This window comes from Lactobacillus amylolyticus DSM 11664 (assembly GCF_000178475.1).
GTDB classification, from domain to species: domain Bacteria; phylum Bacillota; class Bacilli; order Lactobacillales; family Lactobacillaceae; genus Lactobacillus; species Lactobacillus amylolyticus.
Genome location: NZ_ADNY01000058.1, coordinates 1 through 12,684, shown reverse-complemented (window position 1 = coordinate 12,684; position 12,684 = coordinate 1). Strand labels below are relative to the sequence as shown.

The window sequence follows — 12,684 nt, the reverse complement described above, 5'->3', positions numbered from 1 at the left end:
TCTTATCCATGAAACACTTGGCTGTGTTGTAATTGCTTAAAGGCCTAAAAAGATCACAAAGCTAAGTATCTTAAATTAAGAGACTTAAAAAGTTCGTAATAGTCGAACTTTATTTTTGATTTATCCACAAAATTTTTTGAAAAAATTTTTTGAAAAAATTTTTTAAAAAATAAAAAACGAGGTTTTAACCTCGTTTTTGATAGCCTACACATGGACATCTCAAGCCTTTAATAGCCAAAACATGTCTTTTCAATTCATTGGAAATTTCCAAAAAATCTCTATCGCAGCCATGAATAACCTGACAAAATAGCTTTTCATATATTTCTTCGGCTACACGATTGAGCTCAACCGTCGAAATTCCATCATTATCCATCGCAAATCTATGAATTATTTCTTTTAAGTCTTTAATTAAACGATGCTTTATTATCAAACGTTCGCTATGTTTTCGCTGATTATAGAGCCACAAATAGAACTGATGGTTCTTATACAGCATCCGCAAACAATTCTCTAATGCACGATCAATTAGTCCATTATCCGCATGTGACATTCCAATCATCATATCATTGCGCAAAATCAAATATATTATATCCGTAATCGAATTATACATACTGTAAAAACTATTACGACAAATCTTTTGACTTTTGCAATAATCACTAACAGTGATCCTAACTTTTCCCATTTGCCAAAATTCTAAAGCAATTTCTTTCTCACGATTTCTCATTTCTTTTCCTCCTTATCGTGGGAAGCATTTAAATGTATCAATTATTTTAGGTTTTGACAAGTATTTATAGTAAAAATCTATAAAAAGCATGAGCTGAACTCATGCTTAAACACGATATTTTCTGCGAATTTCACGTTCTTGATCACGCTTTTTAATTGTTTCGCGCTTATCGTACTGTTTCTTACCTTGCGCTAACCCAATTAACACTTTAGCAAAACCATGCTTCAGATATACCTTTAGCGGAATGATAGTTATTCCTCTTTCTTCTGCAGCCTTGGCTAAACGTCTGATTTCATTTTTATGCAAAAGAAGACGGCGACTCCTTAACGGATCATGATTGTAACGATTTCCTTGCTTATATTCACTGATATGAACATTTTCGAGAAAAGCGGAACCATTAATAATTTGTATATATCCATCTTTCAAAGTAATTCGCCGTGCCCGAACAGATTTAATCTCAGTTCCAGTCAAAGCAATTCCAGCTTCTAGTGTTTCCTTAATAAAATAATCATGTCGTGCTTTTCGATTTTGCGCAAGTAAATTTTCGTTTTTTTCTTTCATCAAAAATCAGTCCTAACGTCTTCCTGAACGACTGCGTCCGTTTCGATTGTGGCCGCGACTATTGTGAAAATTTCTGCCGCCACGATGACCATGATTATTGTTAAAGCCACGATTTCCACGTTGCTTATTACTTATCCCTCGATCATTATGTTTATGCTTTGGTGCATTTGGATCATAGACCTCAAAATCAAGCTGGTGCTGCTCAACATTTGCATTAATAAGCGTAACTTTAATTGGCATACCGATCTTATATTGCTTATGGGTCCCGCGACCGGTCAAAGTTAATGATTTTTCATCAAAACTATAGAAATCATCAGTTAAGTTGGAAATATGGATTATTCCTTCAACCGTATTTGGCAATTGAATAAACATCCCAAAACTAGTCACTGATGAAACTACAGCATCAAAATGTTGACCGACCTTATCTTTCATGTATTCAGTCATTTTAAGATCATCAACTTCACGCTCTGTATCAATTGAGACTCTTTCCTGCGTTGAAGTCTGATCAGCAACATCTGGCAAATAGCAAGCAAAATGCTTCTGTACGTCTTCGCCCATGCCTTGATCTGCATAAGCATGAATCATACGGTGTACCATCAAATCTGAGTAACGCCGAATTGGTGAAGTAAAGTGGGTGTAATATTGTGCGGCCAAACCAAAGTGACCCAAATCTTGTTCAGCATAATGTGCCTGCTTTAAACTACGCAGCATCATCGTCTGAACAACTGCTTCTTCAGGAGTTCCCTCAGTCTTAGTTACGACTTTTTGCAAATCAATTGGTTTAACATTGTTGGGATCAGCCTTGATGTTCAAACCAAAGGCACTGCAAAACTCGAAAAAGCTTTTAATTCTTTCGCCATCTGGAGTTTCATGAACACGATATAAAAATGGCACGTGCTTACGATAATAATCTTCAGCTACGGTTTCATTTGCCATTAACATAAACGATTCGATCATCTTTTCGGCAGTACCGCGTTGATGAAGGGCGATATCAATTGGCTTGCCTTGATCATCAACAATAATTTTTGCTTCTGGTTCTTCAAAATCAATAGCACCACGAGCATGACGCTGTTTGTACAAAACTTTATGCAATTCGGCCATTTCTTGAAGCATCGGACGCAATTTGACATATTTATCTTCTAAACCATCCATTTCCCCAGCCAAAGTCTTATTAACTTTGTTATAGGTCATTCGACCATGTGAGCGCATGACAGATGGATAAATCTTATAGCCTACACGTTTACCTTCTGGGGTAATTTCCATGTCACAGGACAAAGCAAGACGGTCTACGCCTTCATTTAACGAACAAATTCCATTTGATAAACGAAATGGCAGCATTGGAATAACTCGGTCAACTAAATATGTACTGTTGCCGCGAGCAAATGCCTCTCTATTTAAAGGTGAATTTTCTGTTACATAATGAGAAACATCAGCAATGTGGACACCCAAGTGATAGTTGCCATTAGGCAATTTCCACAAAACGACAGCGTCATCAAAGTCTTTGGAATCATCCCCGTCAATTGTGACAGCAGGTTGATCGGTAATATCTACTCTACCCTTTCTTTCCTCATCAGTAACATGATCAGGAATTTCATTTGCCTGTTTCATTGCATCTTCAGGCCATTCAACGCGTACGTCATGGGCAGCAACAATAGACATGATATCAACGCCTGGATCATTTTTATTACCAATAATGTTGATAATGGCACCAGTCATAGAATCCGGATTATCTTTGTCAGGATAGTTTTTGATTGAAACCTTAACCATGTCGCCCATTTGGGGTATCAATCCATTTTCACTGACGTAAACTCGATAATTATGCAGTTTCTTATTGCTGCTTAAAACGTAGCCAATAAAATGACTGGTTTTTACTTGCTCATCAGTTAGAGGATGGAATTCACCCACCAAACTTTCGAGACCATGTTCAATAATCTTAGTTACTTGCCCTTCTGGTCCCTTGCCGTTCCATGGATTGCCACCTGCTGTAATCTTTACTTCAACGCGGTCTCCATCCACAGCATAATCAGTAAAGTCTTTTTGAATGAAAATATCATCAGCATCTTCATCATCTAATCTAACAAAACCAAATCCTTTATCGTTGGCTCTGAATTCACCTTCAACAATAGTGTTTTCTTGTGCTAATTGATATTGTCCTTTTCCGTCAGTAATAATTTTCTTTTCATGTTCTAAGTAAGACAAAGCTTTGATCAGTTCAGTAAAATTGCCTAACCGATCCCTTCTTGCCATTTTTTCAATTTGATCTACTCGAAATTGTTTTTGCGGATTATGGCGAAAAATTTCTAAAACGCCGGCCAAAATTCGTTCGTTTTGTGCCATTCTTTTCTCCGTTTCTAAAAAATATTAAAAAAAGCCTCCCAACTTCTGTGATCGGGAGGTACAAACTTTATTTTGAAGACATATATGCCAATACAATAGCTAAGGCGAAAAATAAAACCAACAAAACTGCAGTTACTTTTTCCATAAATGCTTCAAAACCACGTTTTTTGGTTTGACCACTAAAGACTGCACCGCCAGATAAAGCGTTCAATGCATCTTGTTGTTTCTGTGGCTGCATCATTGTAGCGATAATGATAAGAATCGAAACAATGATAATAAGTGTCATAAATAGATTATACACAACGATGCCTCCATTACTCGGTTAGGATTACTGATCAATTTTATCATAAAAATCATTTCTTTGCAGATTTATTTTTCAATTCTGGTGCATCAGTCTTAAATTCTGATTGAGTAGATTTCTTATGATTCTTATACCAAAGCGACGTTTTAATCTTTGAAGAGAAAAGTTTCTTCAAGCTTTCAGTCTTGTTATAGTTATAATCTTTTGTTTTTACTTTAGTAAACCATGATGGCTTATAGAAGCGCAGTAAATTACCGTTGATAACACGGTCTGACAAGGATAGCTGGGTAGTTACCTTGTTAGAAATTGCTGTCAATTTTGCTTTTAATTTTTTGCTTGGATGCTTAATTTCAACGCCGGTCTTAGTGTAGTAATAATTGCCTGTTACTTTTGCATACTCTGGCGTAATGAAATCGCCGTTTCTTTGTGCAACTATCTGTGGCGCATCTTTGCTCAACAAGTCATGTCCGAATTGAATGGTTCCTTTGTCATTTACTCCTAATAAGTTTAACAGTGTTGGCAAAACATCGATTTCACCACCATAAGTGTGATCGATTTTACCTTTAAGCCCCTTCATATGGAACATCAACGGAACACGCTGGAAGTTTAAATTGTCAAAATCATTGAAACTATCTTTACCAAGAAGCTGTGCTGAAGCCTTATGGTGATTGCCTGAAATTCCGTAGTGATCACCATAAAACATGATTAAAGTATTTTTATCCAGTCCAGTCTTCTTCATCCATTTCATTAATTGACCAATAGCTTGATCTAAATAGTGAGCAGTTTGAATATAGCCATCGACGGTTTCATCCCCAGTGTTGGTCTTGGAAATGGTTTGATTTTGTTTGTCCAAGTTATAAGGATAGTGGTTGGTAACAGTAATCATCTTTAAATAAAATGGCTGCGGTAAACGTTCAATATATTTAATTGATTGCTGGAAGAAAATTTTATCTTTTAGTCCATATCCTAAATAATAGCCAGATTTATTGTTGTAATAGCTAAGTGGCATAAAGTATTGATAACCAAAAGATTTGTATGCATTATTTCGATTCCAGAATGATCCTTCACCACCATGCATTACGGCAGTAGTATATCCTGCTTCTTGATGCAAAATTGCCGGGGCACTTTCAAATGTATTTGAAGTACCATAACTGGACATAGCTGAACCAGATTGTAAGCCGTAGAGTGAATTTTCAAGCATCATTTCCGCATCAGAAGTTTTACCTTGACCAACCTGATTAAAGAAATTATCGAAGCTAATTGTATCTTTAGCATGATAAATCTTATTCAAGTTAGGAGTAACTTCCTTGCCTTTCCACTTGAAGCCGATTAAAAATTGCTGGAAACTCTCCAAGTGAATTACCAAGACATTTTTTCCTTTAGCAACGCCTGTATACTCAGGATTTGGTTTGACGTAATTTGCTTTCAAATAGCGTTGAACGGATTTTAAATCGTTAACGTTGGCTTTTGCCATTTGAGCACCGGCTTGGGCGGTCTTAAAACCGTCATAAACTGCATATTCATTGATGCCAAGATATTTGACAATATAGTTGTTATCAAAGGTTCTTGTTAATAGTCCTGAACGATCATGCTGCGCCATCATTAAGTTCAGCCCCATTAATGATAAAGCCAAAAATTCAATTAAAAAGTTGATTCTAAGCTTTAAAGGTCGAATATCAATTCTAATTACTTTAGTCAAAAGCAGAATAATTACTAAAGCCACATCGGCAAAGGCCAAGAAATCGCTGCCTAAAGTTATGCCAACGATACTTTTGCCTAAATTATCTGAAGTTGACCCCGATGTTTTAATAATCGAGAAAGATAGAAAATTAGAAAATTCACGATAATACAAAATATTTGCGAACAACCAAAGACTGAGCAAAAAATCAATCGTCAAAATTATCCAATATGATTTTCGTCCTTTAAAAAACAGTCCAATTCCTAAAAGCAGCATTCCCGCAGGAATTGGATTTAAGAGAAGCAGGAAGTTTTGCATTGAACCCACTGCACCTAAACTAAATTTTGTTAAATAGATAAAGTAGGTTTTCAGCCAAAACAAAACTAAAACGATGGTAAAAAAGCCGAGCTTTTCATGAGTTAGCCATCGCAAAAAAGATTTTGTACGTGCCATTTTTCTCCTCCTATTCGTAATTTTACTACGCTTAATTTGACTAAAAACAAATCAGATAGTGAATTTCGGTAAAATTTAATTATCTTCAGCACTTTTTATTTTTTCAGGTTTAAAAATCCAACCGAAGATACCTAAGATCATGCCAAAGAAATAAGTTGCAAAGCGCCATAAAAACATCCCTAAAACAAGAGAACCACTGCTGGCAACAAATGTTGAGAATAGAGTTTGAAAACTATATTCCGCACCACCTGAAGCCCCTGGAATGGGGATAATTGCCATAAACATGATGATCATGATATTCATTTGCGTTACAGCAAACCATGAAGCATGAACGTTTAAGGAAACTAACACCATAAAGGGAATTGAATAGAAACACAAAAGTTGAAGGATTGTTAACAAAGTTGCTAAAATTAACTTCTTTTTTTCATGTTTTAGTTTCTGGCTTTCGGCATAAAACGTTTCAATTTTTTCCATTGTAGCCTGGCGCCATTTTTCCACCTTTTCAGCATTTGTAAATCTAGCTAACAGATTCATTAGCCAATTAGTTGCCTTTTTTGTCCAATTGTAAGCAAACATAATTGCCAATAAAAAAAGCGTTGAGCATACATGGATCAATAGGCCAATGACTATAAAAATTGCCAGACCTGCAAACTTGGTAGCGACCATGTGAAAACCAAAGACAATTGTAACAATATAAGCCAAAAAAACTATAACCTGATAGATGATAAACTTCATCAATAATAGCGAAGTTGCTCGTCCACCTTCAATTCCCATTTGAACCATCGCGGCCAATTGTGAAGGCTGACCCCCTGTAGATAATGGCGTTATGGCATTGAACAATGCCTGAATAATTGGAATTCTGAAAAATGACCATTTTGATCTTTTAGGTTCATTTTTTCTCTTAGCTAGGGTTGCTAAAATTCCAGCTTCAAAAACATATGATAAAAGCATCAGCAGAAAAATCCCGGCAAAAGCCCACCAGTTCATTCCTTGTACTGCTTTAGCAATCTGGTCAACGGGAGTTGATTTTAAATCCGTATAAAGTACAAGGGCGCTGATCATTAAGACAATCAGTATGCCCCATAAATGCTTTTTATTCATTTAGTGAATTTGTCCTAACTTTTTTCCAAGTTCATATTGCTCGTGATAAAAATCATTCCAAATCTTAGCTAGATGTTCTTCTGAATATTGCGCACTCGCCTGTTCAGATAAAGCCTGGTATTTCTTCAACAGACTTTTATCCTTGATTGCTTGTCTTAATTGGGCATTCATTTCATCAAAATCCTGCCCCTTCATGTAATAGCCATCAATAATCGCTTTATATAAATCCAAATCCCGCAATAAAACTGGCGTACCACAACTAAAGGCTTCTAAAACCGACATTGGGAATAATTCATCAAAAGATGGCAATAAAAATAAATCAGCAATATTCAGGTAATCGACCAATTTTGCTCGATCAACAATCCCCGTAAACTTTAAATTCTTAGGAGGATTATCAACCAATTCCTTGTAATGATTATAGCCATCCGTAATCTTGCCAAATGAAAAGCCACCTGCCCAAATAAATTGTACGTCTGGGTTGGCTTCTGCCATTTTGGCAAAGTCATCCACGCCTTTTCTTTGCTGCACTTGACCATCGCCAAATACGACGAATTTATCTAACGGAATGCCTAATTGATGACGAAATGCATTTTTCTTGGTTAAGGGCTCAGTATAAAATTCTTCTCTTGAAACAAAGTTAGGAATATATTTTACTTTATCGCGTTTAATTCCGTATTTAACTAATTTATCAATAAAAATTGGATTAACTACGACAATCTGATCCATTCTTTTATAAAAGTCAATGACGTAATTATAGAATACTTTTTTAGCAAAACCTGGTAGTTTAATTGAGCCTTCCAATGTGTCAGGCAAGAAATGAACATAACCAATTTTTCGTCCACGAGCAGGAGAAAAACTGTTGGCATAATATGTCGGATTGATCGTGTGATAGTGAGTTAAATCACTATTGCCATATTTATTAATCGTTACATAAAATTCATCAGTTAAATCTTTTCTCAGCAAGTTAATTAGCTCGTTATAGGCAGAACCAACACCCTGCCCTTTAACTGTATCAGCTTGAGAAAACATATTAATTCTAATCATTTAGTTCCTCTTCCTGCTTTTCCTGATAGTTTGCAATAGCATAATCATAAAAATCGTGAACTTCTGTTGCAAAATGATCGGCAGAAATTTGATTTAATTTTTCTTCTAATTCAGTTTCAGGAATATCTTGATGTCCCTGTTTAAGATAATTCAAAATATCTGTCAGCATCTCTTCACGCGTTGTAAATACTTTACCTAAAGTGCTGTTATCAAAAACATGCTCTGTATAATCGGTATCATAAACAACACATTTTGTACCAGACGCTAAAGCTTCAATATAAGTTAACCCTTGCGTTTCCGTATCACTTGCTGAAACAAACAAGTCAGCCATCCGATAAAAATTGCCAACATCTCCATGTTCGACATTGCCAGCAAAAATAACGGAATCTTCTAAAGTTAATCGTTCAACCTGTTCTTTTAAAATATCAACATCAGGACCATCACCAGCGATCACTAGCTTTACATCTGGGATCTGTTCTACGATATCGGGCATGATATTTAAAATTCGATCAATTTTCTTTTCTGCAGCTATTCGACTTAACGTCAAAATCACAGGTGCTGTAGCAGAAATGCCTAAATCCTTTCGTACATCCCGTTTAGCGTCGGCATTCATGGCTGCAATATCTACTCCGGTTGGAATAACCCTCATCGGAATTTTAACGCCATAGCGGGTTAAAAGGTCCTTTACGCGAACACTGGGTGCAATCACACCATCCATATTTTTTAAATAGCCTTTAGTAAATTGCTTAACATGGTAAGGTCTCAGTAAGTGCCCATTTAAAACATAATGGAGATAATCCTCATACATCGTATGATAAGTATGAATTGCGGGAATTTTTAGTTGATGTGCTACATATTTCCCAATCATCCCCAAAGCAAATTCAGTTTGAGTGTGAACTACATCTAGCTTAACTTCTTTAGCAACTTTTGCGGCTTCAAAAAAACCTCGAAAAGCAATTCTTCTTTCTTTAAAAGAAACAAAGGGGATGCTGCTAAAACGAAAGATGTTTGGCTCCACTGTTCCCTTTTTAAGATTCGGGTCAGTTGTAGTAAAAATAAAAACATTGTGCCCCTGTTTTTCCAGAGCATCTTTTAAAGTTTTAATCGATGTAGCTACTCCGCTAATTTGCGGATAATATGTATCGGTGAAAAGACCAATATTCATCTAAATACCTCCGTATATAGGTATTATAGAGATTATAAGCAATATTAGCAATTTATATTAAAAAATATAAATATTTTATCAACAAAAAAAGATCTAGCCATAGCTAGATCTTATAAATATAGCGGTGATCGGGGTCGAACCGATACGTCCTAAACGGACACCAGATTTTGAGTCTGACGCGTCTGCCAATTCCGCCACACCGCCATGATATTAATTTATTCAGCTTATAGTAGCTGGTTAAAGGCGGGGGTCGGACTCGAACCGACGATTAAGGTTTTGCAGACCTCTGCCTTACCACTTGGCTACACCGCCATGAGCTTATTATTAACAAATTGGGATAACTGGATTCGAACCAGTGCATGTTAGAGTCAAAGTCTAATGCCTTACCGCTTGGCTATATCCCAATATTAGGGCGGAATGTGGGATTCGAACCCACGCATGCCGGATCCACAAACCGGTGTGTTAACCCCTTCACCAATTCCGCCATGAAGGTTAAACAGGGATAGTAGGAATTGAACCCACATCAGCGGTTTTGGAGACCGCTGTACTACCATTATACGATATCCCTATTAATGGAGGAGGGTGGATTCGAACCGCCGAACTCAGAGAGAGCGGTTTTACAGACCGCCGCGTTTAGCCACTTCGCTACTCCTCCGGGCTGATGGCGCGGGACGGAATCGAACCGCCGACACAAGGAGCTTCAATCCTTTGCTCTACCAACTGAGCTACCGAGCCATCTTACGGTCCATGTCGGATTTGAACCGACGATCTTCTCCGTGACAGGGAGACGAGGTAAACCACTGCTCCAATGGACCAAATTGCGGGAGCTGGATTTGAACCAACGACCTTCGGGTTATGAGCCCGACGAGCTACCAGACTGCTCCATCCCGCGATATTAAGGAGGATGTGGGATTTGAACCCACGCGCGAGCATAACCCGCCTGACGGTTTTCAAAACCGTTCCCTTAAGCCACTTGGGTAATCCTCCATAGCTTATGAATGCCTGTATTAAACTGGCAATGACCCGTACGGGATTTGAACCCATGTTACGGCCGTGAAAGGGCCGTGTCTTAACCACTTGACTAACGGGTCATTAAGTCTTGCTTAATTAACGCAGAATACTTAACTATAATAACTGATTGCGGGTCATTTGTCAAATGTTTTTTTGAAATCTTTTAACAAATGATCAAATTATTCATTGCCCCTCGACAACGATAACTATATTACAGGATATTTTTAGTTTATGCAAGCCTTTTTTGCAACTTTTTTATTTTTCTGACCTATACTTCTGTTTAACTAATACTCCATATGCAATATTTGCCATAATCAAAATCATACTTGCAATCCAAATAGTTCTAATGCCTAAACATTTTTGCATTAATGCTGAAATTAACGCTCCGAATGTGAATGGAAGAACAATAATTAAATAGTCTTTACCACTTGCTCTTTGACTCTCATCATCAAGTATATAAAATTGACTCCAAGATAAAACCGTCTTACGTAAATTTCCAGATGTAAATACATTACTGTACCCTAACCCATCTATTTTTCTAAAAGTCCCACTCTGCATAGCCATACCTAAAGCAAGAAAAGGCACTATGTAATAATTAGGTACGTTAACGGGAATAAAGCCTACTAAGGTTGAAATAACCAGAAGCGGCACCATTTCGATTATTCGCCAATAAGGACTTCTAGTCTTCGAATGAATTAAAACTACAAAAAAAGGCCCAAAATAAATCCTAGGATAGTTAATCCTCTATTTAATATACCTGATACGTTTCCATTTGCTAGAGATTTATTGAATCCCCCAAAAGGTTAAAGCGGTTGCTATTTGGATCTTTTGAGCAATCTTGTTCTCAGGTTTAATATCCATTTTCAATTTCCAATCTTTCTTAACCAGCAAAAAAAGAACCTTGCCTAAGCAAGATTCTTTATTCAATAATACGGAGTAGGAGAGATTCGAACCCTCGCGCCGGGAAACCCGACCTACGCCCTTAGCAGGGGCGCCTCTTCAGCCACTTGAGTACTACTCCAATGGGCCTAAATGGACTTGAACCATCGACCTCACGCTTATCAGGCGTGCGCTCTAAACCAGCTGAGCTATAGGCCCAAAAAGCGGGTAACGAGAATCGGACTCGCGACTAAAGCTTGGAAGGCTTTCGTTTTACCACTAAACTATACCCGCAACTTATCAAAGTACAAAACGAATGGCGCGGGACGGAATCGAACCGCCGACACAAGGAGCTTCAATCCTTTGCTCTACCAACTGAGCTACCGAGCCATCTTACGGTCCATGTCGGATTTGAACCGACGATCTTCTCCGTGACAGGGAGACGAGATAAACCACTGCTCCAATGGACCAAATTGCGGGAGCTGGATTTGAACCAACGACCTTCGGGTTATGAGCCCGACGAGCTACCAGACTGCTCCATCCCGCGATAATATTCACTATGGACCTTGTAGGACTCGAACCTACGACAGGACGGTTATGAGCCGTCTGCTCTAACCAATTGAGCTAAAGGTCCAAGCTTACAAAATAGCGGCGGGGGGGATCGAACCCTCGACCTCCCGGGTATGAACCGGACGCTCTAGCCAGCTGAGCTACACCGCCAAAACCTTTTGTAACCTGTAGATTACAATCGGGAAAACAGGATTCGAACCTGCGACCCCCTGGTCCCAAACCAGGTGCTCTACCAAACTGAGCCATTTCCCGTAAACATGCGCCCTGAAGGATTTGAACCTTCAACCTTCTGATTCGTAGTCAGACACTCTATCCAGTTGCGCTAAGGGCGCATCACTAGTGCCGAGGACGAGAGTCGAACTCGTACGGTTGAAACCAACCGCGGGATTTTAAGTCCCGTGCGTCTGCCAATTCCGCCACCCCGGCATAAGTGAAAGCGGAAGACGGGATTCGAACCCGCGACCCCCACCATGGCAAGGTGATGTTCTACCACTGAACTACTTCCGCAAAATATAAAATGCCGATTATACGACTTGAACGTACGACCCTCTGTTTACAAGACAGATGCTCTACCAACTGAGCTAAATCGGCATAAATGTCAATATGTGGTTGGCAATACGGGTGGTGGGGCTTGAACCCACACGTCCGAAAACACTAGAACCTAAATCTAGCGCGTCTGCCAATTCCGCCACACCCGCAAAATTAGGGTCATGAGCCGTGAGGGACTTGAACCCTCGACCCACGGATTAAAAGTCCGTTGCTCTACCAACTGAGCTAACGACTCGATGGAGGATACAGGGCTCGAACCTGTGACCTCCTGCTTGTAAGGCAGATGCTCTCCCAGCTGAGCTAATCCTCCATAA

The 12,684-nt window shown here is 38.5% G+C and carries 9 protein-coding genes and 27 tRNA genes; all 36 read right to left on the bottom strand.

The window, feature by feature from the left end; all coding sequences use genetic code 11:
• Window positions 1-184: 184 nt before the first annotated feature.
• The 36 genes from HMPREF0493_RS06810 to HMPREF0493_RS06635 all read right to left on the bottom strand — a co-directional run bounded on the left by HMPREF0493_RS06810 (window position 185) and on the right by HMPREF0493_RS06635 (window position 12,680).
• Window positions 185-721 (bottom strand): hypothetical protein, encoded by a 537-nt coding sequence (locus HMPREF0493_RS06810; protein WP_006352584.1) that lies wholly within the window; start codon window positions 719-721, stop codon window positions 185-187.
• 105 nt (window positions 722-826) lie between these two features.
• On the bottom strand, window positions 827-1,282 hold the full coding sequence (gene smpB, locus HMPREF0493_RS06805; RefSeq protein WP_006352583.1) for an SsrA-binding protein SmpB: 456 nt from the start codon (window positions 1,280-1,282) through the stop codon (window positions 827-829).
• 12 nt (window positions 1,283-1,294) lie between these two features.
• Window positions 1,295-3,619, bottom strand: coding sequence for a ribonuclease R (gene rnr, locus HMPREF0493_RS06800; RefSeq protein WP_006352582.1), 2,325 nt, complete (start codon window positions 3,617-3,619; stop codon window positions 1,295-1,297).
• A gap of 67 nt (window positions 3,620-3,686) precedes the next feature.
• Window positions 3,687-3,920, bottom strand: a complete 234-nt coding sequence (gene secG / locus HMPREF0493_RS06795) for a preprotein translocase subunit SecG (protein ID WP_006352581.1) — start codon at window positions 3,918-3,920, stop codon at window positions 3,687-3,689.
• A gap of 52 nt (window positions 3,921-3,972) precedes the next feature.
• Entirely contained in the window at window positions 3,973-6,051 is a 2,079-nt protein-coding gene (locus HMPREF0493_RS06790; RefSeq protein ID WP_006352580.1) for an LTA synthase family protein, read from the bottom strand.
• A gap of 75 nt (window positions 6,052-6,126) precedes the next feature.
• A complete protein-coding gene (locus HMPREF0493_RS06785; RefSeq protein ID WP_006352579.1) occupies window positions 6,127-7,152 on the bottom strand; it encodes a lysylphosphatidylglycerol synthase transmembrane domain-containing protein in 1,026 nt (341 codons plus the stop codon).
• Window positions 7,153-8,196: a glycosyltransferase family 4 protein gene (locus HMPREF0493_RS06780; protein ID WP_006352578.1), complete on the bottom strand. Its 1,044-nt coding sequence runs from the start codon at window positions 8,194-8,196 to the stop codon at window positions 7,153-7,155.
• The gene (locus tag HMPREF0493_RS06775; protein WP_006352577.1) at window positions 8,189-9,361 is read right to left on the bottom strand and encodes a glycosyltransferase family 4 protein; all 1,173 of its coding nucleotides are present in this window, start codon (window positions 9,359-9,361) and stop codon (window positions 8,189-8,191) included. Before HMPREF0493_RS06775 ends, HMPREF0493_RS06780 begins: the two co-directional genes overlap by 8 nt.
• A gap of 119 nt (window positions 9,362-9,480) precedes the next feature.
• Window positions 9,481-9,565 (bottom strand) — tRNA-Leu (locus tag HMPREF0493_RS06770).
• A gap of 37 nt (window positions 9,566-9,602) precedes the next feature.
• Window positions 9,603-9,673, bottom strand: a tRNA-Cys gene (locus tag HMPREF0493_RS06765).
• 20 nt (window positions 9,674-9,693) lie between these two features.
• Window positions 9,694-9,765, bottom strand: a tRNA-Gln gene (locus tag HMPREF0493_RS06760).
• A gap of 7 nt (window positions 9,766-9,772) precedes the next feature.
• Window positions 9,773-9,845 (bottom strand) — tRNA-His (locus tag HMPREF0493_RS06755).
• A 13-nt stretch (window positions 9,846-9,858) separates the two neighbouring features.
• A tRNA-Trp gene (locus HMPREF0493_RS06750) sits at window positions 9,859-9,929 on the bottom strand.
• A 5-nt stretch (window positions 9,930-9,934) separates the two neighbouring features.
• Window positions 9,935-10,016: transfer RNA gene (locus HMPREF0493_RS06745), tRNA-Tyr, on the bottom strand.
• Between the two features lie 7 nt (window positions 10,017-10,023).
• Window positions 10,024-10,096: transfer RNA gene (locus tag HMPREF0493_RS06740), tRNA-Phe, on the bottom strand.
• A gap of 6 nt (window positions 10,097-10,102) precedes the next feature.
• A tRNA-Asp gene (locus HMPREF0493_RS06735) sits at window positions 10,103-10,176 on the bottom strand.
• A gap of 3 nt (window positions 10,177-10,179) precedes the next feature.
• Window positions 10,180-10,253 (bottom strand) — tRNA-Met (locus tag HMPREF0493_RS06730).
• Between the two features lie 6 nt (window positions 10,254-10,259).
• A tRNA-Ser gene (locus tag HMPREF0493_RS06725) sits at window positions 10,260-10,348 on the bottom strand.
• Window positions 10,349-10,380: 32 nt separating this feature from the next.
• Window positions 10,381-10,452 (bottom strand) — tRNA-Glu (locus HMPREF0493_RS06720).
• Window positions 10,453-10,627: 175 nt separating this feature from the next.
• On the bottom strand, window positions 10,628-11,098 hold the full coding sequence (locus tag HMPREF0493_RS06715) for a YoaK family protein (protein ID WP_228117024.1): 471 nt from the start codon (window positions 11,096-11,098) through the stop codon (window positions 10,628-10,630).
• A gap of 206 nt (window positions 11,099-11,304) precedes the next feature.
• Window positions 11,305-11,393 (bottom strand) — tRNA-Ser (locus HMPREF0493_RS06710).
• Between the two features lie 2 nt (window positions 11,394-11,395).
• Window positions 11,396-11,470: transfer RNA gene (locus HMPREF0493_RS06705), tRNA-Ile, on the bottom strand.
• A 4-nt stretch (window positions 11,471-11,474) separates the two neighbouring features.
• A tRNA-Gly gene (locus HMPREF0493_RS06700) sits at window positions 11,475-11,545 on the bottom strand.
• 23 nt (window positions 11,546-11,568) lie between these two features.
• Window positions 11,569-11,641 (bottom strand) — tRNA-Phe (locus HMPREF0493_RS06695).
• 6 nt (window positions 11,642-11,647) lie between these two features.
• Window positions 11,648-11,721: transfer RNA gene (locus tag HMPREF0493_RS06690), tRNA-Asp, on the bottom strand.
• Between the two features lie 3 nt (window positions 11,722-11,724).
• A tRNA-Met gene (locus tag HMPREF0493_RS06685) sits at window positions 11,725-11,798 on the bottom strand.
• Between the two features lie 13 nt (window positions 11,799-11,811).
• Window positions 11,812-11,885, bottom strand: a tRNA-Ile gene (locus HMPREF0493_RS06680).
• A gap of 12 nt (window positions 11,886-11,897) precedes the next feature.
• Window positions 11,898-11,971 (bottom strand) — tRNA-Met (locus HMPREF0493_RS06675).
• 28 nt (window positions 11,972-11,999) lie between these two features.
• Window positions 12,000-12,073 (bottom strand) — tRNA-Pro (locus HMPREF0493_RS06670).
• A 6-nt stretch (window positions 12,074-12,079) separates the two neighbouring features.
• A tRNA-Arg gene (locus HMPREF0493_RS06665) sits at window positions 12,080-12,153 on the bottom strand.
• An 8-nt stretch (window positions 12,154-12,161) separates the two neighbouring features.
• Window positions 12,162-12,247, bottom strand: a tRNA-Leu gene (locus HMPREF0493_RS06660).
• A gap of 9 nt (window positions 12,248-12,256) precedes the next feature.
• A tRNA-Gly gene (locus HMPREF0493_RS06655) sits at window positions 12,257-12,328 on the bottom strand.
• 11 nt (window positions 12,329-12,339) lie between these two features.
• Window positions 12,340-12,412: transfer RNA gene (locus HMPREF0493_RS06650), tRNA-Thr, on the bottom strand.
• A gap of 25 nt (window positions 12,413-12,437) precedes the next feature.
• Window positions 12,438-12,519: transfer RNA gene (locus HMPREF0493_RS06645), tRNA-Leu, on the bottom strand.
• Between the two features lie 13 nt (window positions 12,520-12,532).
• Window positions 12,533-12,605: transfer RNA gene (locus HMPREF0493_RS06640), tRNA-Lys, on the bottom strand.
• Window positions 12,606-12,607: 2 nt separating this feature from the next.
• Window positions 12,608-12,680, bottom strand: a tRNA-Val gene (locus HMPREF0493_RS06635).
• Window positions 12,681-12,684 lie beyond the last annotated feature (4 nt).